We start from the raw sequence: 25934 nt of genomic DNA on the forward strand, positions 1-25934 counted from the left end.
AGGGTCGGAGACCCGTTCCGACCGCGAACGGATGTCCTCGCCGCGCCCGCGTACCTACCCTGGTGACATGCGTGTGCCGACGATGGTCACCCCGGTGCTCGCCCGCATCGAGCGGGTCAGCGAGGAGCACGGCCTCGCGTACCCCTGGTGGATCCCGATCGCGTCGTGGTCCGGCCAGCTCGGAGCGGCCCTCGCCGCCCTGGCCCAGCGGAAGGAGCTCGCGTCCGGCTGGACCGTCCTCGTGGTCGCACTCCTGGTGACGCCCGCGGCGATCCAGCTCCTGAACGGGCGGTGGATCAGCTGGTGGCTGGAGGCCCTGCTCGCGCTCGGCGCGGTGGGCGTGATCCTCAGCCTCCCTCAGGACGGTCTCGGCGCCGCCGACCTCGCCCCGTTCGTCCTCTGCCTGATCGCCGCGGAGTCCACGGCTCGCGAGGGCTACCGCCGCGGCCTGGTCGTCACCGGTGCCGCCGTCGCGATGGTGCTCGTCGCGTGGTCCGCCGGACACGTCGGAGCCGTCGCGGTGAACCTGCTCGTGGTGATCCTCGGCGCCGACATCGGCTACATGTTCCACTGGCAGGCCCGCGCCCTGGCCGCCGAGCGCGAGGCGCGCGCCAGCGAGCACACCCGCGCGACGCTCGCCGAGCGCGACCGCATCGCTCGCGAGATCCACGACCTCGTCGCGCACTCGCTGAGCGTCACGATGCTGCAGATCACCGGGGCCCGGCGCATGCTCACCGACTCCGCCGATCTGAAGGGGGACGACGTCGAGGAGGCCATCGACGCCCTCCGCGACGCCGAGCGCGTCGGCCGCCAGGCCATGCACGACATCCGGCAGACCGTCAGCGACATGGCCACCGAGGGCGACCAGACCCGGCCACTGCCCGGCGCCGACGACCTGCCGTCGCTCGTCCAGCGCGTGCGGAACGCCGGCCTCAACGCGGGCTACCAGGTCCACGGCGACATCGGCCGCCTTCCACCGGCGCTCGGCCTCGGCCTCTACCGCGTCGTGCAGGAGTCGCTCACCAACGTCACGAAGCACGCCCCGGGTGCCGCCGCGAACGTCAGCATCGCGGTGGGCCGGAGCGACGTCCGGCTGACCGTCCGTAGCACGCGGACCGACCGCACCGAACCCGACGGCTCCGGCTCCGGCATCACCGGCATGGAGGCGCGCATCGCCCAGCTCGGCGGTCAGCTGTCGTCCCGCCCCGTCGGCGAGGAATGGGTGGTCGAGGCCCTCGTGCCGCTCGAGGCCGACGAGAAGGGGCCGCACTGCGTGGTGTCGTCGAAGATCCAGTCGATGACCGGCCCCACGGAGCAGCCGGCCACATGACCACGGAAGACCAGCCGACCCGCGTCATGCTCGTGGACGACCAGGAGCTCGTGCGCTCCGGCCTGCGACGCATCCTCCGGCGCCGCGACGGCTTCGAGATCGTCGCCGAGTGCGGCGACGGCGACGAGGTGCCGGCCGCCCTCGCCGAGCAGCCGGTCGACGTCGTCGTGATGGACCTGCGCATGAAGCGCGTCGACGGCATCGAGGCCACCCGGCGTCTCCGCGACGACGAGGAGGCGCCACCGGTCCTCGTCCTCACCACGTTCGACAGCGACGAGATGCTGTCCGGTGCCCTGCGCGCGGGCGCGAACGGCTTCATCCTCAAGGACTCCTCCGCCGAGGACCTGATCCGCGCCGTCCGCACCGTCGCCGACGGGGACTCCTGGCTCGATCCAGCCGTCACCGCCCGCGTGCTCACCCGGTACCGCGACAGCGGCGAGGCCACCCCGCTCGCGTCGGAGCACGAGGAGGTGCTCACGTCGCGCGAGCAGGAGGTGCTGCACGCGATCGGGTGCGGGCTCTCGAACCAGGAGATCGCCCAGGCGCTGTTCATCTCCGAGGTCACCGTGAAGAGCCACATCGGCCGGGTGTTCGTGAAGCTCGGCCTGCGCGACCGGGCCGCCGCCGTCGTCTACGCGTTCGACCACGGCATCGTGCGACCGGGCGACACCGAGCGGCTCGCCGGGTCCTGACCGTCAGTCCCCGGCCGGGTGGGCGTCCCGCGGGTTCACGGGCAGCGTCCGGAGCTGCTCGACGACGCGGCGCTGGTAGAACACCTGGCCCCGGCCGTTCGGGTGGATGCCGTCCGGCCCGATGTACTTGTCCTGGTTCCCGTCGCCGCGTGGGTGCTTGGCCGAGCCGGTCCCCGTCAGCCAGTTGTCCGTGTAGGGGTCGATGAAGCCCACCACGTTGTCGTGCTCGGCGGCAGCCTGCCGCAGCACGTCGGTCATCTCGAGATACATCGGGGTGGGGTGGTCCGGGATCGTGTCCGACGAGATGGGCTCGACCCCGACGATGACGATCGGCGTCGTCGGCAGGCGCATCTCGACGGCGGTCAGGAACCGGTCCACCGCGTCCCGGTACGCGTCGGCCGAGTACATCGCGCTGTCGTTCAGCGACCCGTTGACGAGCAGGGCGTCGATCGGTGCCGTGTCGATGGCCTGCAGCCGCTCCTCCGACCCGTAGCGCGTCGACTCGCTGAGGTTGAAGTACCCCGCGAGCGGGACCTGGAGGCCGGCGTTGAGGTAGCCGGTCCCGCTCTGGGCCATGTTCCAGACGCGGAAGCCGGTCAGCGTCGCCAGGGTCGGTGCCGCCGACCGCGAGATGGACCCCTTGTAGGGGCTGGGCTCGTACATGGAGTCGGAGACCACGCCGATCGTGAACTCCGGCTTCGCCGCCTTCACCGTCACCGGCTCGTCGGCCGAGTGCTCGACGCCACTGAAGATCGTCGGTCCCTCGAAGCGCACGGTGACCGTCCTGGTCTTGGGCAGGGTGATGACGAGCCAGTCGTCGCGCCCGTCCGTGTCGTCGACCCAGAACGCCTTCTTCGAGACCGGCCGGCCGTCGAGCCACACCCGGGCCTCGGACTGCCGGTACGTCTTGTAGTGGATCGCGAACCGCCGCCCGGTCACGACGAACCGGACGTCGACCCCCTTCGCCACCGAGTTGTTCAGGAAGAACTCGGCCGCGTCGTCGAGCGTCAGCCCACCGAAGTGCGTGCCGAGCGGCTGCGGCGGCAGCGAGTACGTGAACACGTCGTCGCGGTCCCACCGGATCTCCTCGCGGTCGCCCCACTTCGGCGGACGGGTACGCAGCGACGCCTTGACCTCGTCCGGCCCGAGGACCTCGGTCGACATCGGGTGCATCAGGTCGCCGAACGTCACCGGCCGCGGCTTCTCCGCCGTGCCCGACGACGGTCGCGCCAGGACGAACCACGCGAGCGCACCCGCGACGACGAGGCCGGCGGCCACGCCGGCGACGACTGCGTTCCTGCCCCCGAGACCGCGGCCTCTGATGGTTCCTCCTGGGGCGGACTCGTGATCTCCCGGTCACGGTAGTCCAGACCGACCTGTCCGGTCCGCACTTCCGGGCTGGATCAGCGCCCTATCCTGGCGACGTGCCACCTGCGCGTTCGGCAGCCTTCTTCGACTTGGACAAGACGATCATCGCCAAGTCGAGCACGCTCGCGTTCAGCCGCCCGTTCTACGACGGCGGGCTGCTGAGCCGTCGCGCCGTGCTGCGCAGCGCCTACGCCCAGTTCATGTTCGCGGCGAGCGGTGCCGACCACGACCAGCTCGAGAAGATGCGGAACTACCTCACGCAGATGATCACCGGCTGGGACGTCGAGGTGGTCCGCCAGTCCGTCGCCGAGACGCTGCACGCGATCATCGACCCGATCGTCTACGACGAGGCCGTCGAGCTCATCGAGCTGCACCACGCCGCCGGCCGCGACGTCGTCATCGTGTCGGCCTCCGGCACCGAGGTCGTCGAGCCCATCGGCGAGATGCTCGGCGCCGACCACGTCGTCGCCACCCGGCTCGTCGAGGAGGACGGCAAGTACACCGGCGAGGTCGAGTACTACGCGTACGGACCCAACAAGGCCAAGGCCATGCGGGAGCTCGCCGAGGAGCGGGGCTACGACCTCGACGCCTGCTTCGCCTACTCCGACTCCGAGACCGACGCCCCGATGCTCGAGACCGTCGGGCACCCGTTCGCCGTGAACCCGGACAAGGCGCTGCGGAGGCTGGCCGAGGAGAACGGCTGGCCGATCCTGCAGTTCGTCAGTCCGGTGTCCATGCGCGCCCGGCTCGGCCTCGACACCCGCGTGGCCAAGGCCGCGGCGGTCGGCGTCGTCGCCGTCGGCGTCGGAGCCATCGCGCTCGCCATGGTCGGCCGGCGGCGACGGCCCGCCCGGCGTGGGTTCCGGGCCGTGGGCGGAGTCAGGTAGAGCTGTTTGTGAACCCGAGCGCAGAAGGTTACGACTCAGTAGGTCTATCGTCCTCCCGGCCTCTGGCGTAGAACGTAGGGAAGAACTACACAGACGGCACAGCAGCTCAGTACCCACGCGGCGATCTCCCGTCCCAAAGGGCAGTCGCACCCGGGACATCCGCGACACTCAGGGATCACGCGGCCCCGAGGCGACGATACGACGAAGGCACGCTTGGTAGCTGCAGCTTGCTGGCCCGTGGCGGCGTCACCCTCGACGGTGGCGCCGCCTATCTGTTCCTAACGAGGGTCGGCGGGAAGCACGTCGCGGACGGCCTGGAGGCCGGCCTCGTCGTCGCGGTGCACGACGGCGACGTCCCAGAAGTGGTACGGGCGCTCCTCGAGCGGGGTGTCGAGGTACGCCGACCGCTCGACCATCTCCTCGATCGGGTAGCTGCCGACCGGGCGGCTGCCGTTGTCCCAGACGCGGACGTGCGCGTAGCCGAGGTCGGCGAGCTCGTCCCAGACGGTCAGGGGGTCGTAGCCGGCGAGCCGGGTGAGGTCGTGGTGGTACTCGAAGAACAGCACCGGCTGGGTGTCGGCCCAGGTGCGCGCGACGGCCGGCACGAGCGTGACGTCGTACCCGTCGGTGTCGGACTTCACGAGCCGCACCTGGTCGAAGTCGGGGTGCCGCTTGCGCAGCTCGTCGACGGTGATCGTGGGCATCGTGTCGGTGGACTGTCCCGGCTCGAACCGCGTGGTGCCGCCGCCGCGGACCGGGGCGAGGTCGACGTCGTCGGCGTACGGCAGGAGGAGCGAGGGCTCGACGGCCACGTCGTCGCGCGCGTCGACGTTGCGGTGCAGGAACTCCAGGAACGCGTCGTCGCCCTCGACGCACAGCACCGAGCCCGGGGCCGCGTCGAGGATCTGCAGCGCGGAGTCGCCCACGTTCGCGCCGATGTCGATCGTCACCACCGGACGGCCGTCGCGCTGGGCGAGAGCCGCCGCCAGCCGCGGCAGGTTCTGCCCGTACTCCGGCTCGACCCGCGCGTAGTCGGGGAGCCGGTGCGACCACGGGAGCACCATCTCCACCCCTTGCACCGTGCGGGTGACCGGACGCATCGGGAACCGGTCACGGACCGCCCAGCCGGCACGTCGCACGACGCGCTGGACCAGCGTCTCCGGTGTCTTGGGGGGCATGCACGCTCCTTCGTGTCGACGATGAACTCTAACCGGGCACCGCCGTCACGTACGGTATTCGTCGTGAGCATCCCTGCTGCCACGCGCCCTCGGAGCGTGGCCATCGACCTCGTGCGCGTCATCGCCGTCGTCGCGGTGGTGACCCGGCACACCTGGTACGACCCCGACGGCGTCGTCGCCCAGGTGATCTGCCCGTGGGCGATCGCCGTCTTCTTCGTCCTCACCGGCTACCTGTGGTCGTCCCGCAAGACGCTCCAGCAGGAGGTCGACTCGCGCGCCACGGCCCTGCTCCTGCCGTACGCCGTGTGGATGGTGCTGATCAGCATCCCGTACTTCATCTGGGCGTTCACGTCTCCCGGCCTCGCCGAGACCGCCCAGGAGCTGGACCTCAGCCAGTCCGCGTGGGCCACCCGGCTGCTGCTCGCGGTGGTCTACGGCTCGCAGCTGCTCGTGCAGCCGTACAGCGCGTGCTGGTTCTTCACGGTGATGTTCATCGCCGTGGTCCTGCTGCGCTACCTGGGCCGGTTCCCCCGCCGCTACACGTGGATCATCCTGGCGCTCACCGTCGTCATCACCGTCGTGGTCCCGAAGATCCTCTGGTACCCGCCGCTCGGCGCCGGTCTAGCGCTCGTCTGCATGCTCTTCATCGTGCTCGGCCAGGAGTTCCGCAAGGTCCGCGATCGCATCACCCGGCCGCTCGTCACCGGCGCCGCGCTGTTCGCGATCGGCGCGCTCGCGGTGTACCTCGGCGCCGCCCACAACACGGACGGCGTGCTCATCGAGGTGAAGCTCTCCACGTACGGCTACCCGGTGCTCGGCCTGCTGACCGGCGTCGTCATGAGCGTCGGCGTGGTCCTGATGGCCGAGGCGTTCGAGTCGCGCATCCCCGACAAGGCGGCGCCGTTCATCACCGAGGCGGCCTCCACCGCGACGTTCTCGATGTTCCTGCACCCCGTGCTGCTGTGGATGCTGAAGAACCCGCAGGAGGGCCACGTGCCCGTGCAGAACTACTTCATCGCGCTGCTCGTGCCGTACGTCATCGCCGTCGTGTGCCTGCGGCGCGGCTGGCTGACGTGGCTCACCGGAGCACCGCGACCGCCGCTGCCGGTGGCCGACACCATCGGGAGGCTGCCGGTGGTCGGGCGCCCGTGGCGCTCGCTCGTCGGGTCCAGCTAGGAAGGCAGGGGCGTCCGGGAGAGCCAGGCGGTGCCGAGACGCTCGGTCACCGGCTCCTGGCGCACGACGTGCAGGTCGGCCGAGGCGAAGAACTCCTTCAGCTCGGACCACGCGTAGCCCGGGACGTCGTGGTACTCGAGCACGACGCGCTCGACACCCTTCCAGTCGGCCGGGTCGGAGCCGAGGACGATGTCGTACTCGGCGCCCTCGGTGTCGATCTTCACGACGTCGACCGAGCCGCCCGCGTGGGCCTTGGCCTCGGCGAAGGTGACGCACGGGATCTCGATGACCTTCGAGCCCTCCGGTGCCGTGATGCCGTTCAGGCCGCTGCCGCCCTGGTTGTCGGCGAAGCTCAGCGTGCCGGTGGACGACGACACCGCGACGTTCTCGACGGTGACGCGGTCGTCGAGCTTGTTGGTCTCGATGTTGCGGCGCGTGTACTGGTAGGTGGACGGCGACGCCTCGAACGTCTGCACCCGGGCGTTCGGGTGCAGCGTGGCGAACGCCATCGAGAAGCAGCCGATGTGGCCGCCGATGTCGAGTGCCTGGAGCTCGGGTCCGAGGTCACCGGTGAACCAGCCGAGCCGGTACGCGTCCTCGACGAAGATCTCGTAGACCGGCACCCGCGCGCCGGCGACGTTCGGGCACGCGACCGTCAGGCCGTTGTCGGTCTTGAAGACCAGGTCGGGCGAGCGACGAGCGATCTGGGTCAGGACGGCGGGCCCGTTGTCGAAGCCAGTCACCGTCTGCCGCACCCGCTTCGAGGCACGGGTCAACCGTTCGAGCATGGAGCACAACCTAACCGAGAGATGGGTGGGACGAGATCAGGGGACACCGATGATCGCCTTGTCGCGCCCGGCCGTCAGACGCTTCAGGGACATCGCCGGCTTCTCCAGGTAGTGCCAGCTGAGCCAGGCGATCGGCATCGTCGTGGCGACGCACAGGAAGGCGAAGACGACGTAAGGCATCGGATGGTCGACGTTGACGACGGCCCAGATCTGCGTGATCGGGAACGCATAGATGTAGGTGCCGTACGAGAGGTCGTTCGGGTAGTTGATCCGACCCCCTCGGCGTGAGGTGGCGACGTACATCAGCGCATAGGCCCAGAAGATCGGGGCGAGTGTGTGGAACCAGCCGATCGTGGCGAGCCCGAGGCAGACGGCGAGGCAGGCGAGGACTGCGGCCAGCGAGAGCTTGATCTTGTCGCGGTAGATGTAGAGGACCGCCCCGGCGAAGAAGAACCCGCCCAGGCGGGCCAGCGGCTCCAGCAGGGTGAAGATTCCTCCGTCGACGTCGCCCTTCGCTCGTCCGCCCGTGGCCGTGTTGCTCACCGTGGACAGGTCTTGGCCGAGCTTGTCGTAGATCTTGATGAATGCGCAGCAGAGGAACGCGAAGACGATGCCCGGGTTCACCAGCTTGCGTGGGACGACCAGCACGAGGATGCCGATGCACATCCAGAGACCGAACTCGAAGAACAGCGTCCAGGCGGAGAAGTTCCAGATCCGGTCGACCGGGATGCTGCCCTCTGGGATGGTGCCGTGGATGTCGAACTGCTTCAGGACGAACAGCAGGTTCTTGTAGACGTAGCTCGCCGCGCTGCCCCAGTCGTAGCCCGACAGTGACCTGCCCTGCAGCACCCGGGACAGCGGGCCGAGGATGACCGCGACCAGCAGGAACGACGCGATCCAGGCCGGGTAGATGCGCAGCAGGCGGCGCCACAGGAAGTCACCGAACGACCGCGAGCTCAACCGGCTGGCGGTGATCAGGTACCCCGACATCACGAAGAATCCGGCCAGCGCGTACGTACCGACCGTGTCCTTGAAGATGAGCTTCGGCATCTCGTCGGCATAGCCGCCGAGCGTGATCGCATGGACCAGGATGATGCCCCCGGCGAAGGCCAGTCGAATGGCATTGATGCTGTTGCATCGGGAGTCCAGGGCCTCACCCAGCGTCTTCACCCGGACACTCTAACGGCGCACCGACCCCGGGCCGGACGATTCCAGATTCTCAGACGATTCACACCCCAACCTCCCGAACGGAGGGCCCCACGCCGGTAGGCTCTCCCGCCGTGACCACGACGAAGACCGAGCCGACGACCGAGGACCGCGCGCCCGAGAGCACGGGGCTGATCCGCCGGATCGTCGCCCTCCTCCCCGCCGGTCACTGGGTCTACCTGCTCTCGCTCCTCGTGCCGCCGATGATCGTGGCGCTGCTGTTCCAGACCGCACGCCTGCACGCGGTTGGCACGACGATCGGGTCGCTGTCGTACTTCGACAAGCTGCACTCCGACATCGCGTTCCACCTCGCGGTGATCGTGTTCTGGGTCGGAGCGTTCGCCATCGTCCGGAGACGCGGATCGCGACGGGCCCTGGTCATCGCGCTGCACGTGTTCTTCACGCTGCTGAGCCTGATCATCATCATCACGCACCTGTTCTTCTACATGCTCGACCTGATGCCGAACCTGGCGTCGTTCCAGCTGGTCACCCTGGTGTTCCAGGTCGCGGCGGTGCAGATCATCCGCGCCGAGGCGAACTCCGCGCTCGTCGCCGTCGCCTTCGCCGGCGCGATCCTGGCCAACTTCTTCCCGCACGTGATCACGCACTGGGTGGTCCGCCGGCGCACCCCGCGCAAGCTCAGCACGCCCCCGGAGGAGCCGCGGCCCACGTCGTTCTCCACGCGGACGATCGCCGTCGGCACGGCCGTCACGTGCGTCGTGCTGCTGGTCATCGCCGGGCTGCCGAACATCACCGACTCCACCAACTTCACGCGCAACCGCGCCGTCAGCATGCCGATGGAGGCGGTCAAGGACCACTTCCAGGGCGACCCGCCCGGCTTCGTCCAGCCCACCCGCGCCGACATCCCCGACCAGACCAAGCTCGTCAGCACGCCCAGCACGAAGAAGCTGAACGTCGTGATGATCGTGCTGGAGTCGCACGGCCGCGTCTCCACGACGCTGGGCGACCCGAAGCTCGACACCACCCCGGTGATGTCGGAGCTGGCGAAGTCGAGCCTCGAGGCCACCCGCGAGTTCACCGTCGTGCCCAACACCACCAAGTCGATGGTCACCGCGAACTGCGGCGTCGCTCCCCCGCCGGACACGATCAACAGCGAGGCGAAGCCGGGCGGCATCGCGTCCAAGTGCCTCGCGAACCTGCTCCGGGAGCAGGGCTACGACACGGCGTACTTCCAGTCGGCCACCCGCACGTTCGAGAACCGCGAGAAGGTCGTCAAGGGCTTCGGCTTCGAGCACTTCAACGCCGAGGAGAACTACGCCAAGAAGGGCTTCAGCACCGTCAACACCCTCGGCTACGAGGACGACATCATGGTGAAGCCGAGTCTCGACTGGGCAAAGCAGCGCAAGGACAAGCCGTTCTTCATGGAGTACCTCACGGTCACGGCGCACACCAAGTACGTCATGCCGAAGGGCTTCAAGCTCAAGCACTACGTCGACGACAAGAAGCACAACGACTACCTCAACGGCGTGCGCTACCAGGACCGGTTCGTCGGCAAGATCATCGACGGCTTCAAGAAGGCCGGGCTCGCCGACAACACGATCTTCGTCGTCACCGGCGACCACGGCGAGGCGTTCCGCCAGCACGGCCGGCGCCTGCACAGCGACGTGCCGTGGACCGAGGGCCTCCAGATCCCGCTCCTCATCAAGATGCCGGGGCGCTGGGAGAACGGCGCCAAGATCGACCACCTCGTGCAGAACATGTCGATCCTGCCGACGATCGTCGACCTCCTCGGCTACAAGGTCGAGGGCGGCGAGTACCACGCGTCCTCCATCCTGAAGCCGGAGGAGAACCCGGCGCCGCGCATCTCGCACTGCTGGAACGTCGACCAGTGCGGCGTCTACTTCCCCGACGACCGGCACGCCTTCATCTACTTCTACGACTACCGGCCGTCGGAGTACTACGACCTGTCGAAGGACCCGCTGGAGAAGAACGACATCGTCGACACGCTGTCCGAGGACACCCGCAAGAAGTGGGAGCGGAAGATCGTCGCCTGGGTCGCCGAGACCAAGGCCGTGCACGACCTCAGCCGCAGGCTTGCCAAGAAGGAGGGCCGCACCTCCGCGGAGTGAGGCCGGCTCAGTGGACGGTGCCGAGCGGGACGATGCCGCCGGCGGGGACGTCACGCGAGGCGATCGCCCGGCCGCCGACGACCGCGCCCTTGCCGATCGTCACGTCGCGCAGGACGAGGCTCTGCAGCGCCAGCCACGCACCGTCCTCGACGCGGATGTGACCGAGCCGCACCGCGAAGTCCGACGTGCGGTGGTCGTGGTCTCCGGGGCACAGGAAGACGCCCTGCGAGAGGCACACGTCCGAGCCGAGCGTGATGTGACCGGCGGTGTGCAGCCAGGAGTCCTCGCCGACCCAGGTGTCGTTGCCGATCACCAGCTTCCACGGCCAGGTGACGCGCACCCGGTGCCGGATGATGACGCCCGAGCCGATCTTCGCGCCGAACAGGCGAAGGACCGGCGGCCGCAGGCGGCGCGGGAACCACCAGGACGTGAAGAACAGGCCGTGCACGAGGGTCCAGGCGACCTGCCACAACCGGCCACGACCGCGATCGTTCCCTCGGTCGGCGTACGTGGCGAGGCGCGGGTACAGGGGTGCCGCGTCTTGGGTCATGGCCGCAACCATTCCAAGGGTCGGGGTCAGCGGCACCTCGGCGGGCCAAAGATGGCCCGGACGGACTAGAGAAGGACTAGGAAGCGTCTCAGTGGACGGACCCGAGACGGATCACGCTGCCGGGCGGCACGTCCTTGGTGACGATGGCCCGGCCGCCGATCACCGTGCCGGTGCCGATCTTGACCTCGCGGAGCACGAGGGCCTCGGCCGCCACCCACACCCCGTCGTCGATCGTGATCGGACCGGGCCGGGGCCGGAAGTCCGACGACTTGAAGTCGTGGTCGCCGGCGCACAGGAAGACTCCCTGCGACAGGCAGACGTCCGAGCCGATGGTGATGTGACCGGCGCTGTAGAGCCAGCTGCCCTCGCCGATCCAGGAGTCGTCGCCGATGGAGAGGTACCACGGCCACTGCACGCGGACGCGGTGCCGGATGACGACGCCCTTGCCGATCGTCGCCCCGAACATCCTCAGGACGACCGGACGGAGCCGGCGTGGGAACCACCAGGCCGTGAAGACCGTGCCGTGGACGATCATCCACAGCGCGTTCTTGACCTTGCTGCCCTTGTCCCAGCCCTGTCCCTTGTACGTGCCCAGGCGCGGGTAGTGGAACTGTTGTTGCTCAGTCACGCGAGTCAGCCTTTCCGGTGCACTGACGTGAGGACGTCCTCGAAGCGGTCGGTGATAGCACCCGACTCGAACTTATCCTCCGCGACGGCACGAGTGCGACGCCCGATCTCGGCGACCGCGTCGGGATCCTTGACGAGGTCGAGCAGCCACGTCGTGGACCGCTCGGCCGACTCGTCGTCGGGCTCGGTGACGAAGCCGCCGCTGGCCAGGATGTCGGCCGCCGCCGGGTTGTCGCCGGGCATCAGCCCGAGGATCGGCCGGCCGGCCGCCATGTAGGAGAGCACCTTGCTCGGGATGGAGAACGTGGTGGCGTCGGGCTCGAGCAGCGCGACGAGGACGTCCGCGGAACCGAGCACCTCGGGGAGGTCGTCGGCAGGCTGGAACGGGAGCACCCGCATCGGCAGGGCGGCCTCAGCGCGAGCCAGGGCCGCGAGCTCGTCGGCCGGCTCCCCCTCCGACACGACCGTGAGCGCGGCGTCGACGCCGCGGTCGCGCACGGCCCGCAGGAGCTCGACGAGCAGCATCGGGTTGTGCTTGCGGCCCAGCGTCCCGGAGTAGAGCAGCCGGAGCTCGGCGTCGGCGTCGAAGAGGTCGGCGGTGCGGCGGTTGTCGCGGTCGACCGGGTAGATGTCGTCGAGCGGCGCCCAGTTGGGGATGACCGACGTGCGCTCCGGCGGGATGCCCCAGTCGTCGTACACCTCGGTGAACGTCGGGCCGATGGCGACGACGTGGGAGGCCCGCTTCGCGCACCAGGCCTCGAGCCGCACGAGGAAGCGGGCGCCCGGTCCGGCGATCAGGCGGGGCAGCCGCCGGCGCAGCTCCGCGCCGAGGGCGAAGCTGTAGATGTCCTGGTGCCAGAACACCCACGAGAGCTTTCGCCGGCGGGCGTACCAGGCGAAGAGGACCAGCGCGAACAGCGGGATGTTGCACGCCACGACGGCGTCGACCTGCTGACCGTCGAGCCGCTTCCGCCAGTGCTTGGCATAGGCGCGCTCGAACCGCAGCCGGCCGAACGGGTCGTACTTCTTGAACGGCGTGTCGATCGTGATGCCGGTGAAGCTGAGCCCCTCGGGGTCCCCCGGCTGGCGCTCGAGGTGTCCCTTGCCGCTGACGTACTGGTTCGAGAAGACGTGCTCGACGTCGTGCCCGCGCTCAGCGAGCCGCCGGGACAGCTCGGCCTGGAACGGATGGCCCGAGAAGTCGTGCAGGACGATCCGCATGGATCAGGATGCAGCGACGAGCTGGTCGTAGATCCATCGGTAGGTGGCCTCGAGACCGGTGGCGAGGGAGATGGAGGGCTCCCAGCCGTAGATCGAGCGGAACATCGTGTTGTCGCTGTTGCGGCCGCGCACGCCCTGCGGAGCGGTGAGGTCGTGGTTCTTCTCGACCTTGATGCCGGCGATCTCCTCGAGGATGCCGATCATCTGGTTGATGGTCACGAGCTCGGCGCTGCCGAGGTTGACCGGCTCGACGTTGTCGCCGGCCAGGATCTCGCGCGTGCCGCGGATGCAGTCGTCGATGTACATGAAGCTGCGGCTCTGCTCGCCGTCGCCCCAGACCTCGATCGTGTGGTCGCCGCTCAGCTTGGCCTGGGCGATCTTGCGCGAGAGCGCGGCCGGAGCCTTCTCACGGCCGCCCTCGTACGTGCCCTCGGGGCCGTAGACGTTGTGGTAGCGGGCGACGCGGGTCTCGAGGCCGTAGTCCTCGCGGAAGTGCCGCGCCATGCGCTCGCTGAACAGCTTCTCCCAGCCGTAGCCGTCCTCGGGGTCGCCGGGGTAGGCGTCCTCCTCCTTGAGGGCGGTGACGTCGGCGGACTGCTGCTTGGCGCCGTTGTAGACGCAGGCCGAGCTGCTGTAGAAGAAGCGCCGGGTGCCGGCGTCGCGCGCGGCGACGAGCATGTTGGTGCTCGTGAGCACCGACAGCATGCACTCGGCCTTGTTGTTCTCGATGAAGCCCATGCCGCCCATGTCGGCCGCGAGGTTGTAGATCTCCTCGGTGCCCTCGGCGATCTTGTGAGCGTCGACCGGGTCGGAGCAGTCGGCGACGATGTTCTCCGCGCCGTCGTGCACCTGGTGCCACTCGCCGAGACCCTTCACGTCGACCGACCGGACCTCGTAGCCGTCCTCGAGGAGCCGTCCGACCAGGTGTCCTCCGATGAAGCCGCCGCCACCGGTCACGAGTACGGTCATGTCGATCTCAACCTCCGATTCAGGGGCGCCCGAGAAGAAGGTGACCCGTCGATGTCTGCGCTCGGCACGAGCGCGGCGAGATACCCCGCCGTGAGGGAATCCTAGGCCACGCGTCCAGCGTTCGGCAGGAGGTTGGACGAACACCCAGGTGCGTGACCTCAGGTGTGACCGGCTCGTTTATCCTGATGCGTGCTGCGGGGCAAGAAACGCCCGGCCATCCGGCCCAAGTGGGCCGAAGACGGACGCCATCGCGCATACACTCACACCACACAATCGTCGGCCGCGTGCAACGGCCGCGTCACCGACATGAGGGGAACTCGTGGATCTGCGTCAATTCTTGGGCATCATCCGTGCCCGCTGGAAGTTCGTCGTGGTCACGATCGGCGTCGGCGCACTTCTGACCACGGGACTCCTCCTCAAGACCTCCCCGTCGTACGCGTCCACCACGACGCTGTTCATCTCGACGCCGGCTACCGGCGCGGCTGACACGTACTCGGGCACGCTCACGGCCGGGCAGCGCGCCCAGTCGTACGCGAACCTCGCCACCGACAGCGAGGTCCTGCAGCGCGTCGCCGACCGTCTCGACATCAAGATGAGCACCGGCGAGCTGCGCGGCAAGATCAGCACCTCGGTCGTGACGGGCACGCTGCTGCTGAAGATCGACACGAAGGCCAGCTCCCCGGAGCTCGCGCAGCAGATCGCGTCCGTCGAGGCCGACGAGATCATCCGCCTCGTCAAGAACCTGGAGACGCCCAGCGACACCGAGATCCCCGCGCCGATCATCGCGCGCGTGGCCGGCAAGGCGTCGCTCAACAAGAACGCCGTCGCGCCGAACATCTACCTCTACCTCGGCGTCGGCCTCATGCTCAGCTTCCTGATCGGCATCGCCGGCGCGGTGCTGCGCGACCTCCTCGACACCACGGTCAAGACCGGCGACGACGTCGAGACCATGACCGGCAACGCCCTCATGGCCACGCTGCCGTACGACGCCCAGGTGAAGAAGCAACCCCTGAGCATCGAGGAGGGCAACGGATCGCTCGGCGAGGCGTTCAGGGTGCTGAGGACGAACCTGCAGTTCGCCAACCTCGACGCCACCCGGCAGATGATCGTCGTCACGAGCGCCGTGCCCGACGAGGGCAAGACGTTCGTCGCCACGAACCTCGCCATCTCGATCGCCAAGAGCGGCCGCTCGGTGCTGCTGCTCGACGCCGACATGCGCAACCCCAACGTCGCGGACATCCTCGGCCTGGAGAACTCGGTCGGTGCCATCTCGGTCCTGCTCGGCCGGGCCACGCTCGAGCAGGCCACGCAGGAGCACGTCAGCGGCGTGAGCTTCCTGGGCACGGGCCCGCGTCCGCCGAACCCGTCGGAGGTGCTCGACACCCAGGCCATGCGCGACCTGATGTCGACGCTGCGTGCCAGCTACGACGTCGTCATCGTCGACGCCCCGCCGATGCTGCCCGTCGCCGACACCGCGATCCTCATGACCGAGGTCGACGGCGCGCTCCTGCTCGCCCGGTTCGGCTCCACCACGCGTGAGCAGCTGCGCCAGGCGGTCAACCGCATCGAGACCGTCGGTGGCCGCCTGTTCGGCACCGTGCTCAACCGCACGCCGCGCAAGGCCCTCGGTCGCTACGGCTACGGGTACGGCTATGGCTACGGGTACGGCTACGGCGAGGTGCCGACCGCTCCGAAGTCGGTCGAGTCCGATCGCAAGGCGTCGTCCGGCGGTGTCATGAGCGGCGCGGGGCGTCGGGTTCGACGATGACCATCAGTCGTCCCGCGCCTGACCAGCGCGAGATCGACACCACGCCCGTCGGGCCTCCACCGCTCGGGAACAAGGGGCTGCCGTACGCCTTCGTGGCGCTCTGCCTGCTGCTGTTCATCCCGCTCGGCGTCAAGGGCATGACCTACGCGATCATCGCCGGCGCAATGATCGTGCTGGCCACGCTGCTGTTCGTGCTCGGCATGGAGAAGTTCGGCACCTGCGTCATCTGGCTGGCGATGTTCACCGCTCCGATGACGGCCGTGGTGCTGCCGGGCGCGAGCATCGTCACCGCCGCGGACTTCTGCTGCGTCGTCGGGTTCTCGCTGCTGTTCCCGATCATCGTCCGGAAGCACCTGTGGGTCCCGTGGCAGTTCGGCGTCGGGTCGCTCGTCTTCTTCACCCTCGGCATGATCGTGTCGTTCCGCGTGCCCGTGCCGTTCGCGTCGATCGACCTCAACCTGCGCGTCACCGCGGCCACGATCCTGATGCCGCTGGCCTTCGCCTGGTGGGCGCCGCGCGGCCGCAAGCTGTTCTGGATCGTCGCCGCCTACCCACTGGGCCAGTGCTTCAACGTCGTGTACGCGGTCCTGCAGGGCCCGACCCTCGGCAACGGCCGCTACAAGGGCCTCACCGAGCAGCCCACCGCGTTCGGCTACGCGTCCCTGCTGGCGCTGTGCGTGATCCCGTTCCTCATGGTCTCGGTGCAGAGGAAGTACCGGTGGATGGCCGGGCCGGCCGCGCTCATCCTCATCTACGGCATCTGGATCAGCGGCAGTCGTGCGTCGCTGCTCGTCCTCGCCATCCTCGTCGTGCTGTACCCGCTGCTCGAGCGCTCGCTCAAGGCCGCCTACGTCGTCGCCTTCCTGGGCGTCATCGGCATGGCGATGTTCCAGCGCATCCTGGACCAGAACGGCGGCTCCAACGCGCTGGCCCGCCTCTTCGGCGGCAGCGGCTCCGGCGGCTCCGACGAGGCCCGCATCGACGGGCTGATGGACGCGTTCCACGTGTTCGAGAAACATCCGATCTTCGGCGCCGGGTACGAGTTCGACACCTTCCTGGCGCACAACATCTACATGCAGGTGCTCACCTGCGTCGGCGTCGTCGGGTTCGTCGCGTTCATGCTCATCCTCTGGGCGTTCGCGATCCCGCTGTTCACCGGCCGTCAGCCGTACCGCCTGCTCGCGTACCCCGCCGTCGCCTACATCGTCGTCGGTCCCATCACGCCGAACCTGGGCAGCCGCTACGTCGGCATCATGCTCGCGGTGAGCCTCATCGGCGCGACGATCGGCCGCATGGGGCCCGACGACGTGCTCGAGGACGACGAGCCGCCGCCCGGGCCGGAGCCGCGGCACTCGGCACGTCTCCGCCGCATCACATGACCCGGCTGCCCAGACCCCTCGAGCCGCTCTGGCCGCTCGCGAAACGGCTGCACCGTCTCGGTGCCCGCACGTCGGGGATCATCTTCCGCCGGCTCTCCGGCCTGTTCGGTGCCCGCGGCCTCCCGCGCCACGGCACGGACCGCACGATGCTCACCGCGTCCGCCGAGCCGGAGACCGTCACGGTCCACGGGTCCGACTCCGCCGAGCACCTGCGCCGCCCGGTCCCGGAGGGCGCTCCGCCGCGGCACCCGGCGTACACGTCCGTCGCGAGCTTCGCCGTGCCGTCGCGCTTCACCGCCGAGCTCACTGACGGCGTCGTCGTCGGCGACTACGGCGCGACGATCACCGCCGGCGGGCTGTTCGACTTCGAGACCAGCCCGTACTTCTCGATCGACGACTGGCGCGAGCACCCGCTGTTCCTGCGTCCCCGGCTGCCCGCCATCGAGCCGTTCGACGGCACCCTGCTGGCCCTGGCCACCCGCGGCGGCGGCTACAGCTACTACCACTTCCTCTTCGACGTCCTCCCGCGCTTCGGCATCTTCGCCGAGACCATGCCGGGGGTCGAGCCCGACGCGCTCTACCTGCCCACCACCGAGCCGTACCAGCGCCAGCTCCTCGAGCTCACCGGCCTCGACCGCTACCCCGTCGTCGAGACCGGCAAGAACCGTGCGGTGCGGGCGAGCCGTCTGCTCGTCCCGTCGCCGCCGAACCCGCTGGAGGTCGCGCCGCGCTGGATGGTCGACTGGGTGCGCAAGCAGCTGCCGGCCGGCGACGTCACCGGCAAGCCGCGCCGCATCTACGTCACCCGCGGCGGCGCCAGGCACACCCGGCGGCTGGAGTCCGAGGCCGAGGCGTGGCCGCTGCTGGAGGAGCGCGGGTTCACCCGGCTCGACCCCGGCTCGATGAGCGTCCGCGACCAGATCGACCACTTCGCCGCCGCCGAGGTCATCGTCGGCCTCCACGGCGGAGCGCTCACCAACCTCGTGTTCGCCTCGCCGGGCGTGAAGGTGCTCGAGGTCTTCGCGCCCACCTACGTGAAGCACTGCTTCTGGGCCATCACCGACAGCATCGAGGGCGCCGACTACCGCTACCTCGTTGCCGACCGTCCCCAGATCGACCCGGACGACTGGCTCACGGTCATCCAGGACGACATCGACCTGGACGCCGAGCGACTCATCCGCGCGGTGGACGAGCTCCTCGAGAGCTGAGTCATCTGCCGCCCACGGCCCGGCACCCCCGCCGCTAGGTGAGGCGGTGCTCGACGGTGTCGGTCACCGGCGGCTCGAGCTCGTCGGCCTCCGGCGCGTGGATCGAGTCCGCGCTGTCGTGCCGCCACGTCATGACCGCGGCGAGCCAGGCGCAGCAGAAGACGCTGACACCGATCATCGCCCAGGCCACGCCGTCGAGGTCGTCGGCCTTCATCCCGACGTAGGCGAGCACGGCCAGCAGCACCGTGGAGACGCCCTCCGCCACCGACGCCGCGACGACCCGGCCCTGCGCCTGCGCGGCGGCCGCGAGGACGCGGCGGAGGGCCAGGAACGCCCACGCGATCACGAGCAGGCGGCCCAGGCCGATGGCCGGCTCGAACTCGTCGCCGAAGAAGATCCGGATCGCCGGGCCGAGCACGATCTCGATGCCCAGCACCATGGCGGCGGCCAGGCCGACCGACGCGAGGACCCAGCGGCGCATGACGCCGATGGAGTCACCCGGCTCGAGGCTCGCGAGCTTCGGCAGCAGGGCGAGCGCGACCCCGTTCAGCGCCACGAGCGGCAGGCTGGTGACCGAGACGGCCACGGAGTAGATGCCGAGTGCGGCCTGCCCGAGGACGACGCCGACGAGCAGCTGGTCGAGGCCGAGGGCGTCGAGCGGCTTGAGGCCAGTGGTCCAGGCCCGGCGCGCGAACGCGTGCACCTCGGACGACGGCACGGCGAGCGACGTGTCGCCGGTGGGCTTGCGCAGCATGCACCAGCCGAGGACGCTGCCGCCGGCGAGCGACGCGGCGTAGATCGCCAGGATCGTCGGGGCGTGCTCGGTGGGCACCGCGACGAAGATGATCACGACCGCCGCGACGTAGGCGGCGATGCCGATGAGGCGAGCCGAATTGACCCGCTGGATGGCGCCCTCGCCCTGGAGCAGCGCGAGCGCCAGGTAGTTGAGGCACTGGAAGTAGGCCACGGCCGCACCCAGCACGGACAGCAGCAGCCACTCGTCCTCGTGCCGCACGACGATCGCCGTGAGGATGCCCGCGACGAGGCCGGGACCGAGCATGGCGAGCGTCCACCGGCCGATCAGGCCGCGCGCCGCGTCGCGCGCGGCGGCACCGGACGCACCCACGGCGTGCGACGCCGCGGCCGGCAGCCCGCCGACCCCGAACGCCGAGCACAGCGACGCGACGACGATGACGAGCACCATCAGGCCTCGTCCGTCGGCCCCGAGCATGCGGGCCACGATCGGGCCGGAGACGAACGTCAGGACCTGCACCCCGACGCCCGCGAGGGCGATGGAGACGATGGCACGCAGACCTCCAGCCCGAAGGCGGTGCGTGAGGCGGCCGACGGCCGAGCCCTGGTTCATGCGTCCCCTGACGTCGAGTGCGGCGCCACACTACCCGTGAACTTGACCGATGCGTGCCAGGTCAGCGGCCAGTTCCGCATAGACTCCCTGCGACGGTGACCGCGAGCAGAAGAGCGACGATGAGCGAGAACGAGATCCTTCCCGTGCAGGCACCCTCCTGGGGGCGTCGACTGGCCGGACTGGACGGCATGCGCGGCACGGCTCTGCTGGGCATCATCGCGGCCCATGCCATCATCTTCTTCCCGCCGCTGCGGGCGGACGGGTCGGGCATCTACACCGGTGCGCAGAACGCCGCCGTCGGCCTGCTGTCCTACTCGCTGACGTTCTTCTTCGTGCTGTCGGCGTTCCTGCTCTACCGGCCGTTCGCGTCGGCCATCATCAAGGACCGGCCGAACCCGCCCACCTACGACTTCTACCGGAACCGCGTCCTGCGCGTGTGGCCCGCGTACCTCGTCGTGCTGGCGATCGTCGGCTTCGGCTTCGGGCTGACCGTCGTCGACAAGGACGCCCCGACGCTCGAGGGCCTCGGCCGGCTCACCGACCCGGTGCTGCTGATCACGAACGTCCTGCTGATCCAGAACTACAGCCCGTCGACGGCCTACACCGGTCTCGGCGTCTCGTGGTCCCTGGTCACCGAGATCGGCTTCTACGTCCTGCTCCCCCTGATGGGCTGGATCGGCGTGCTCGTGGCGCGCCGCCGCAGCCGCGTCTTCGCCGCGCTCGTGCCCGGCATCCTGCTCTTCGTCGTCGGCGTGGCCTGCCGCATCATCGCGATCGCGTGGAACGACGGCCACGACGTCAAGCCGCTCACCACCTGGAACTCGGTCTTCGACCGCAGCACCCTCGTGCAGTGCGACCTGTTCGGCGTCGGCATGATCGCCGCCGCGCTGCTCGTGACGTCGCAGTCGATGTCGCCCACCGCCATGAAGCGGCTGCACCGGTGGGGCTGGACCGCGATCGCGCTGTGCGCCGTGATGGTCGTGATCCTCGGCCGCGGCGAGCGGCTCACGACGTTCATGGGCATCGCGTTCGCCGCCGGCATCGTGCTCACCCAGATGTCCGGCGCTGACGCCGCGTGCCGCTGGTTCGTGAAGGTCATGGACACCGCGCCGCCGCGCATCGCCGGCGAGATCAGCCTGAGCACCTATCTGTGGCACTACCCCGTGCTGCTGTTCCTGCTGAAGCACTGGGGCGACGAGCTCCGCTACGACGGCAACGGCGGCGTCATCGTCGCGTGGCTGGCCGTGGCGATCCCGTCGCTGATCCTCGGCGCGATCACGTACCGGCTCGTCGAGCTGCCGGCCATGAGCCGCAAGCGGCGCACCGACCGGGCCCAGCCCGACGCGAAACCTGCATAGCCCTTCGACCTCGTCGCGGTTTACCAGGTTCAGTGGGTAAACCGACACATCTCACGGCAGATCTGCCGTGAGATGTGCAAGTTTGCCCACTGACGTCACGAGAGTCCGACGATCCGAGCAAGGAGGACCGGAGCCGGCCCACTGCCGCCGTCACCTTCCAAGGCAATTCAGCACTCCTCAGGGCAGATGTGCCGTGAGGAGTGCGAGCTTGCCTACTGAACCTGGTAAACCGACACCAGGAGCGGCGATTAGTTAGTCCTTCTTCTGCACGAAGATCATCAGCGAGGCGGCCATGCGTTGCGGCAGCAGGCGCTCGATGAACGCGGCGACGCGCCAGGCGAGCCGGGACTTTCCGGCGTACTGGGGCTCGCAGATCTGGCCGTACACGACGACGTGGTGGCCGGCGAAGTAGCGCTTGATGTCCCTGCGCGTGTTCATGGTGTAGCGGACCGGGAAGACGTCCTCGGGCAGGCGGTCGGGCTGCAGCTTCTTGAGCAGCTGCACGTGCCGACGGTTCGGGATGACCCGGGCGCCGATGCCCACGAAGCTCCACTTGAACGGCGTGCGGGCCGCGAACCAGCCGCCCGGCTTGAGCACGCGCATGACGTCGTTGGCGACGTCCTGGGCGTCCTCGCGGTTGATGTGCTCGAGCACGAAGTCGGCCATCACGAGGTCGAAGGTGTTCTCCTCGAACGGCAGCGGCGCGCCGAGCTCGACGACATGCGCCTCGTCGAGGGACGGGTTGGTGGTGACGGCGGGGTCGACGTCGGTGCCGACGACCTCCTTCACGCGGCCGCGCAGCATCCGCAGGCGGCGCTGGAAGGGAGCGATCGGCTCGACGGCCCACCAGCCGCGGCCGGCGCCGAAGTCGAGCACACGGCTGTCCTCGTCGACGAGCGCGTTGATGCGGGTGTAGAAGTCGACGCTGCCGTCCATGCGGCTGTATCCGCCGGCGGTGACCTCCGGGTAGAGGTGCGTCAGCGTCGGGTGCGGGGTGTACTGCTGGTCCGTCTCGGTCACGGGGACACCCTACGCATCAGACGTGCTCAAGAAGGCGGAAGTCTCCTCGATTCCCGACTCGATCCTGGCGACGTCGACCCGCACCATCTCCTCCACCATCGCCTCGAACGAGGTGGTGGCCTCCCAGCCGAGCGTGTCCCGGATGCGCGTCGGATCGCCCAGGAGGCCGGGGGTGTCGGCCTGGCGGAGCAGGTCGGCGTCGTGCTGCACGTACGACCACGGGTCGGCGAGACCGGCAGCACCGAAGGCGACGTCGACCAGCTCGCGCAGCGAGTGGAGCGTGCCGGTGGCGACGGTGAAGTCCATCGGCTCGTCGTGCTGGAGGATCGCGTGCATCGCGACGACGTAGTCGGTCGCCGCGCCCCAGTCGCGCGACGTGTCGAGGTTGCCCAGCGTGATGCGGTCGCGCTTCCCGGCGGCGATCTCCGCCGCGGCGCGCGTGATCTTGCGCGTGACGAACTCGGGACCGCGCAGCGGGCTCTCGTGGTTGTAGAGGATCGCGACGCTGACCGGCAGCCCGTCACGCTCGCGGCGCTCGACCGCCGACCGGTGCGCCAGGCTCTTGGACTCCGCGTACGGGTTGCGCGGGTCGTGCGGCGTGGTCTCGTCCTGCGGGCTCGGCGCGGCGGTGCCGTAGATCTGCGACGTCGACGGCTGCAGCACTCGCGTCTCCGGGGCCAGCTCGTGGACCGCCTCGAGCATGCGGTCGACCGCGTGCGCGTTCACCTCGTGCGCGAGCGCCGGGTTGGCCCAGCACTCGTTGACCTGTGTCATCGCAGCGAGGTTGTAGATCTCGTCGGGCGCGTGTTGCTCGACCAGCCGACGGAGGTCGGCGGTGTCGCGGAGGTCGAGCTCCTCCAGCACGATCTCCGGCAGGTACGGACGGAGCGGGTGCGGAGCGCCGGGCATCGTGGTGCCGACGACGGTGTAGCCGAGGGAGACGAGGTGACGGGCGAGATAGGTGCCGTCCTGGCCGGCGACTCCGGTGATCAGGGCGGTGCGGCTCACGCAGTGCCTTCCAGGGCCGCCAGGTCGGCGTCGACCATCAGGCGCGCCAGCTCGGCGACGCCGGTGGTGGTGGTCCAGCCGAGCACCTCGCGCGCCTTGGTGGGGTCGGCGATCAGGCCGTCGACCTCGTTCGGCCGCTCGTACTGGTCGCCGTGCTTCACGTGGTCCTGCCAGTCGAGCCCGACGTGCGAGAACGCCAGGTCGCAGAAGTCGCGCACGCTCGTGCCGACGCCCGTGCCGAGGACGAACGTGTCGGGCTCGTCGTGCTGCAGCATCTTCCACATGCCCTCGACGTACTCCGGCGCATAGCCCCAGTCACGCACGGCGTCGATGTTGCCGAGCACCAGCGACTCCTGCAGGCCGAGCTTGATGCGGGCGACGGCCTGGGTGATCTTGCGGGTCACGAAGTTCTCGCCGCGGCGGGGCGACTCGTGGTTGAACAGGATGCCCGACGCGGCGAACATGCCGTACGCCTCGCGGTAGTTGAGCGTGGCCCAGTGCGCGAAGACCTTGGCGGCGCCGTACGGCGAGCGCGGTGCGAGCGGGCTCGTCTCGACCTGCGGCGGCGGCGTGGAGCCGAACATCTCCGACGTCGACGCCTGGTAGAAGCGGCAGTCGAGCCCGGACGCCCGGATGGCCTCGAGCAGGCGGATCGTGCCGATGCCGTCGGTGGACGCGGTGTACTCGGGCAGCTCGAACGACACCTGCACGTGGCTCTGCGCCGCCAGGTTGTAGACCTCGTCCGGCTCGATGGCGTGGATCAGGTTGGTGAGGCTGACCCCGTCGGTCATGTCGCCGTAGTGCAGGTGGAAGCGGGCCGACGTCTCGGCGTCGTCGCGGAGGTGGTCGATGCGACCGCGGTTGATGGAGGACGACCGTCGCACGAGTCCGTGCACCTCATAGCCCTTGGAGAGCAGGAGCTCGGCCAGGTACGAACCGTCCTGTCCGGTGACCCCGGTGATGAACGCGCGCTTCATGTGAGAACTTTCGGTCGGTGCTGTCCGTACGGCCGCACGAGCATATCGGCCACGTATGATTGCGTGGGCCGTCGGCCCGCCACCCCAGAGCTGGAGGATCCATGGAGTCGAGCGGTGTCGAGCGCGCCGGCAGCCTGTTCACGGAGTTCGCCGTCGAGCCTCGCTGCGAGGCCTGCCTGTCGACCGCCATCGAGCACCACCCGACGTCGCGCAAGAGCGGCTCGGTCATCTACGAGTGCTCGGTCTGCGGGCTGCACGGCATGGCCACACGCCCGAAGCTGGAGGCCCTCGCCGAGTTCGCCACCACGTACGACCGCGACATGTACGCCGACTGGGTCGACATCACCCGCGCCGGCCAGCTCGACCACGACCACGCCGAGGTGCTCGACCGCATCGAGTCCCTCGTCGGCGGCTCCGAGGGCCGCAGCATCTTCGACGTCGGCGCCGGCGCAGGCTCGTTCCTCTCGATGGCGCGCGACCGCGGCTTCCACCCCACCGGCAACGACCTCTCGCAGGGCGCGGTCGACCTCGCGGGCGAGAGCGGCATCGAGCTCCTGCTCGGCGACCTGTCGGAGATCGACGACGCCGGCGAGCACGACGTCGCCACGCTGTGGTGCGTGCTCGCCCACGTGCCCGACGGCGACCAGCTCCTGAAGGACGTCTTCGACGTGCTCAAGCCCGGCGGCCTGATGTACCTGCAGACCCCGCGCTGGTCGGCCATGGACACCATGGGCATGAAGGCGCACGACTGGACGCGCGGCCGCATGACCAAGATCACCGACCGGCGCCTGGCGATGCACCACATGGTGCTGCACACGGCCGACAGCATCCGCGCCCAGCTCGAACGCCTCGGCTTCGAGGTCGTCGCCGTCGAGCCGCACGTCCGCTACACGCTCACCACCGCCAGCTACCTCGGCTCGCTCGGTTTCGGGGAGACGTGGCAGCAGCGCCTCGCCAAGCCCATCGACGGCCTGCTGAACCGCGACCTGTTCTTCCGCAACGTCCTCGACGTCTACGCCCGCCGCCCGCTCGACGCCTAGGACGCGAGCGGCGAGGCCTCGGCTCCGCGGGCGAACGCCTGGCTCGCGTAGTTGAGCCACTGGTGCACGCCCGGGCTGTCGCCGCGCGCGTAGGCAGCGAGGGCCGACCGGTAGCCGTCGGGCACGGCGGCGTGACCGGCCTCGGGCACGGTGACCGACGCGGGGTCGATGCCGCGCTCCACCAGCACGAGCCGCTCGGCGGCGCGAGCCACGACGCCGGCGTGCGACGCGAACGCACCGCACGTGGCGATCTCGGCGTGGACGAGGGCGGCGACGACCAGGCCGGGCGCCTCGGTGGGCTGCACGAGCATCCGGGCGAGCTCGTTCAGGCGGTCGGCACCGATGGGGTTGGCCGGGCGGCCGAGCTCGTCGTCCGGCACGGATCCGGCCGCGGCCATGGCGTGGAGCCGCGCGATGGCTTGCAGCGGCGCCTTGCGCCAGGTGGACAACAGGCCGAGCAGCTCGGTCGACAGGTGCAAGGCTGCGCGGGCGGTGGTGTCGCCCCCGCCGGCCGCGAGCGCGTCGGCGTCGACGCCGCTGCCTTCGAGCGACGCAGACGCGGCGGCGCCGAGCAGCAGGGACCGCGCCGTGTCCTCGGGCGTCGTCTGCCGGAGGCCTCGGTCGCGCAGCAGGGCGTCGATGCCGTCGCGCGTGGCCGAGTAGGACGAGGGCACGCCCTCGAGCGACAGGACGGCCAGGAACGGGTCACTCACCGGGTGAGCGTATCG

General features: G+C 69.5%; 23 protein-coding genes. 10 read left to right on the forward strand and 13 right to left on the reverse strand.

Annotated elements, in window-relative coordinates:
* The first annotated feature begins 67 nt into the window (after positions 1-67).
* Entirely contained in the window at positions 68-1330 is a 1263-nt protein-coding gene (locus FHP06_RS16015; RefSeq protein ID WP_187271867.1) for a sensor histidine kinase, read from the forward strand.
* Positions 1327-2022 carry a response regulator transcription factor gene (locus FHP06_RS09190; RefSeq protein ID WP_147686051.1) on the forward strand — a complete coding sequence of 232 codons (696 nt, stop codon included), beginning with the start codon at positions 1327-1329 and terminating at the stop codon, positions 2020-2022. Before FHP06_RS16015 ends, FHP06_RS09190 begins: the two co-directional genes overlap by 4 nt.
* Before the next feature lie 3 nt (positions 2023-2025).
* Here FHP06_RS09190 and FHP06_RS09195 read toward each other — a convergent pair whose 3' ends face one another.
* A complete protein-coding gene (locus tag FHP06_RS09195) occupies positions 2026-3300 on the reverse strand; it encodes an SGNH/GDSL hydrolase family protein (protein ID WP_147686053.1) in 1275 nt (424 codons plus the stop codon).
* A 146-nt stretch (positions 3301-3446) separates the two neighbouring features.
* Between FHP06_RS09195 and FHP06_RS09200 the strand changes: the two genes are divergently transcribed.
* Positions 3447-4277 (forward strand): HAD family hydrolase, encoded by an 831-nt coding sequence (locus tag FHP06_RS09200; protein ID WP_147686055.1) that lies wholly within the window; start codon positions 3447-3449, stop codon positions 4275-4277.
* Positions 4278-4555: 278 nt separating this feature from the next.
* Here FHP06_RS09200 and FHP06_RS09205 read toward each other — a convergent pair whose 3' ends face one another.
* Positions 4556-5455, reverse strand: a complete 900-nt coding sequence (locus FHP06_RS09205) for an FkbM family methyltransferase (RefSeq protein WP_147686057.1) — start codon at positions 5453-5455, stop codon at positions 4556-4558.
* Positions 5456-5518: 63 nt separating this feature from the next.
* Between FHP06_RS09205 and FHP06_RS09210 the strand changes: the two genes are divergently transcribed.
* The gene (locus FHP06_RS09210; RefSeq protein ID WP_187271868.1) at positions 5519-6631 is read left to right on the forward strand and encodes an acyltransferase family protein; all 1113 of its coding nucleotides are present in this window, start codon (positions 5519-5521) and stop codon (positions 6629-6631) included.
* Here the strand turns inward: FHP06_RS09210 and FHP06_RS09215 are convergent.
* Positions 6628-7419, reverse strand: a complete 792-nt coding sequence (locus tag FHP06_RS09215) for an FkbM family methyltransferase (protein ID WP_147686061.1) — start codon at positions 7417-7419, stop codon at positions 6628-6630. The two genes, FHP06_RS09210 and FHP06_RS09215, sit on opposite strands and share 4 nt — an antisense overlap.
* Positions 7420-7455: 36 nt before the next feature.
* The gene (locus FHP06_RS09220) at positions 7456-8589 is read right to left on the reverse strand and encodes an acyltransferase family protein (RefSeq protein WP_147686063.1); all 1134 of its coding nucleotides are present in this window, start codon (positions 8587-8589) and stop codon (positions 7456-7458) included.
* A 110-nt stretch (positions 8590-8699) separates the two neighbouring features.
* Between FHP06_RS09220 and FHP06_RS09225 the strand changes: the two genes are divergently transcribed.
* The gene (locus tag FHP06_RS09225; RefSeq protein WP_147686065.1) at positions 8700-10715 is read left to right on the forward strand and encodes an LTA synthase family protein; all 2016 of its coding nucleotides are present in this window, start codon (positions 8700-8702) and stop codon (positions 10713-10715) included.
* 7 nt (positions 10716-10722) lie between these two features.
* Here FHP06_RS09225 and FHP06_RS09230 read toward each other — a convergent pair whose 3' ends face one another.
* The 4 genes from FHP06_RS09230 to FHP06_RS09245 form a co-directional block, all read right to left on the reverse strand.
* Entirely contained in the window at positions 10723-11265 is a 543-nt protein-coding gene (locus FHP06_RS09230; RefSeq protein WP_147686067.1) for an LbetaH domain-containing protein, read from the reverse strand.
* A gap of 88 nt (positions 11266-11353) precedes the next feature.
* Complete coding sequence (locus tag FHP06_RS09235; RefSeq protein WP_222706435.1) at positions 11354-11893, reverse strand: LbetaH domain-containing protein; 540 nt, start codon at positions 11891-11893, stop codon at positions 11354-11356.
* A 5-nt stretch (positions 11894-11898) separates the two neighbouring features.
* Positions 11899-13113 carry a glycosyltransferase family 4 protein gene (locus FHP06_RS09240; RefSeq protein ID WP_147686069.1) on the reverse strand — a complete coding sequence of 405 codons (1215 nt, stop codon included), beginning with the start codon at positions 13111-13113 and terminating at the stop codon, positions 11899-11901.
* A gap of 3 nt (positions 13114-13116) precedes the next feature.
* A complete protein-coding gene (locus FHP06_RS09245; RefSeq protein WP_147686071.1) occupies positions 13117-14082 on the reverse strand; it encodes an NAD-dependent epimerase/dehydratase family protein in 966 nt (321 codons plus the stop codon).
* A 319-nt stretch (positions 14083-14401) separates the two neighbouring features.
* Between FHP06_RS09245 and FHP06_RS09250 the strand changes: the two genes are divergently transcribed.
* From FHP06_RS09250 to FHP06_RS09260, 3 genes are read left to right on the forward strand one after another with little or no spacing between them, the layout of a single operon-like run.
* Complete coding sequence (locus tag FHP06_RS09250) at positions 14402-15850, forward strand: polysaccharide biosynthesis tyrosine autokinase (protein WP_147686073.1); 1449 nt, start codon at positions 14402-14404, stop codon at positions 15848-15850.
* Positions 15847-17229: an O-antigen ligase family protein gene (locus tag FHP06_RS09255; protein ID WP_147686075.1), complete on the forward strand. Its 1383-nt coding sequence runs from the start codon at positions 15847-15849 to the stop codon at positions 17227-17229. The genes FHP06_RS09250 and FHP06_RS09255 overlap by 4 nt, the downstream gene beginning before the upstream one ends.
* A complete protein-coding gene (locus FHP06_RS09260; protein ID WP_147686077.1) occupies positions 17226-18437 on the forward strand; it encodes a glycosyltransferase family 61 protein in 1212 nt (403 codons plus the stop codon). The genes FHP06_RS09255 and FHP06_RS09260 overlap by 4 nt, the downstream gene beginning before the upstream one ends.
* A gap of 34 nt (positions 18438-18471) precedes the next feature.
* On the opposite strand, the gene FHP06_RS09265 is transcribed toward FHP06_RS09260, so the two are convergent.
* Positions 18472-19803 carry a lipopolysaccharide biosynthesis protein gene (locus FHP06_RS09265; RefSeq protein WP_147686079.1) on the reverse strand — a complete coding sequence of 444 codons (1332 nt, stop codon included), beginning with the start codon at positions 19801-19803 and terminating at the stop codon, positions 18472-18474.
* Between the two features lie 119 nt (positions 19804-19922).
* Between FHP06_RS09265 and FHP06_RS09270 the strand changes: the two genes are divergently transcribed.
* The gene (locus FHP06_RS09270; protein WP_147686081.1) at positions 19923-21161 is read left to right on the forward strand and encodes an acyltransferase family protein; all 1239 of its coding nucleotides are present in this window, start codon (positions 19923-19925) and stop codon (positions 21159-21161) included.
* 252 nt (positions 21162-21413) lie between these two features.
* Here the strand turns inward: FHP06_RS09270 and FHP06_RS09275 are convergent, their stop codons facing one another.
* Genes FHP06_RS09275 through gmd form a run of 3 tightly spaced genes read right to left on the reverse strand, consistent with a single transcriptional unit; the run spans position 21414 to position 24166 of the window.
* On the reverse strand, positions 21414-22181 hold the full coding sequence (locus FHP06_RS09275; protein WP_222706436.1) for a class I SAM-dependent methyltransferase: 768 nt from the start codon (positions 22179-22181) through the stop codon (positions 21414-21416).
* A gap of 9 nt (positions 22182-22190) precedes the next feature.
* Entirely contained in the window at positions 22191-23189 is a 999-nt protein-coding gene (locus FHP06_RS09280) for a GDP-mannose 4,6-dehydratase (protein WP_187271869.1), read from the reverse strand.
* Positions 23186-24166, reverse strand: a complete 981-nt coding sequence (gene gmd, locus FHP06_RS09285; protein WP_147686085.1) for a GDP-mannose 4,6-dehydratase — start codon at positions 24164-24166, stop codon at positions 23186-23188. The genes FHP06_RS09280 and gmd overlap by 4 nt, the downstream gene beginning before the upstream one ends.
* A gap of 101 nt (positions 24167-24267) precedes the next feature.
* Here gmd and FHP06_RS09290 point away from each other — a divergent pair, with 101 nt between their 5' ends.
* Positions 24268-25206: a class I SAM-dependent methyltransferase gene (locus tag FHP06_RS09290; protein WP_147686086.1), complete on the forward strand. Its 939-nt coding sequence runs from the start codon at positions 24268-24270 to the stop codon at positions 25204-25206.
* On the opposite strand, the gene FHP06_RS09295 is transcribed toward FHP06_RS09290, so the two are convergent.
* On the reverse strand, positions 25203-25919 hold the full coding sequence (locus FHP06_RS09295; RefSeq protein WP_147686088.1) for a Fic family protein: 717 nt from the start codon (positions 25917-25919) through the stop codon (positions 25203-25205). The genes FHP06_RS09290 and FHP06_RS09295 overlap by 4 nt on opposite strands.
* Between the last annotated feature and the right edge of the window lie 15 nt (positions 25920-25934).

Origin of the sequence: Aeromicrobium terrae, assembly GCF_008039565.1 — a bacterium.
Lineage (GTDB): Bacteria > Actinomycetota > Actinomycetes > Propionibacteriales > Nocardioidaceae > Aeromicrobium > Aeromicrobium terrae.

Excerpts from the sequence above, each read along its gene's own strand:
- gmd (WP_147686085.1), bottom strand. The coding sequence starts at position 24,166 with ATGAAGCGCGCGTTCATCACCGGGGTCACCGGACAGGACGGTTCGTAC.
- FHP06_RS09190 (WP_147686051.1), top strand. The coding sequence starts at position 1,327 with ATGACCACGGAAGACCAGCCGACCCGCGTCATGCTCGTGGACGACCAG.
- FHP06_RS09265 (WP_147686079.1), bottom strand. The coding sequence starts at position 19,803 with ATGAACCAGGGCTCGGCCGTCGGCCGCCTCACGCACCGCCTTCGGGCT.
- FHP06_RS09240 (WP_147686069.1), bottom strand. The coding sequence starts at position 13,113 with ATGCGGATCGTCCTGCACGACTTCTCGGGCCATCCGTTCCAGGCCGAG.
- FHP06_RS09245 (WP_147686071.1), bottom strand. The coding sequence starts at position 14,082 with ATGACCGTACTCGTGACCGGTGGCGGCGGCTTCATCGGAGGACACCTG.
- FHP06_RS16015 (WP_187271867.1), top strand. The coding sequence starts at position 68 with ATGCGTGTGCCGACGATGGTCACCCCGGTGCTCGCCCGCATCGAGCGG.
- FHP06_RS09205 (WP_147686057.1), bottom strand. The coding sequence starts at position 5,455 with ATGCCCCCCAAGACACCGGAGACGCTGGTCCAGCGCGTCGTGCGACGT.
- FHP06_RS09290 (WP_147686086.1), top strand. The coding sequence starts at position 24,268 with ATGGAGTCGAGCGGTGTCGAGCGCGCCGGCAGCCTGTTCACGGAGTTC.
- FHP06_RS09270 (WP_147686081.1), top strand. The coding sequence starts at position 19,923 with ATGAGCGAGAACGAGATCCTTCCCGTGCAGGCACCCTCCTGGGGGCGT.
- FHP06_RS09230 (WP_147686067.1), bottom strand. The coding sequence starts at position 11,265 with ATGACCCAAGACGCGGCACCCCTGTACCCGCGCCTCGCCACGTACGCC.
- FHP06_RS09215 (WP_147686061.1), bottom strand. The coding sequence starts at position 7,419 with ATGCTCGAACGGTTGACCCGTGCCTCGAAGCGGGTGCGGCAGACGGTG.
- FHP06_RS09260 (WP_147686077.1), top strand. The coding sequence starts at position 17,226 with ATGACCCGGCTGCCCAGACCCCTCGAGCCGCTCTGGCCGCTCGCGAAA.
- FHP06_RS09255 (WP_147686075.1), top strand. The coding sequence starts at position 15,847 with ATGACCATCAGTCGTCCCGCGCCTGACCAGCGCGAGATCGACACCACG.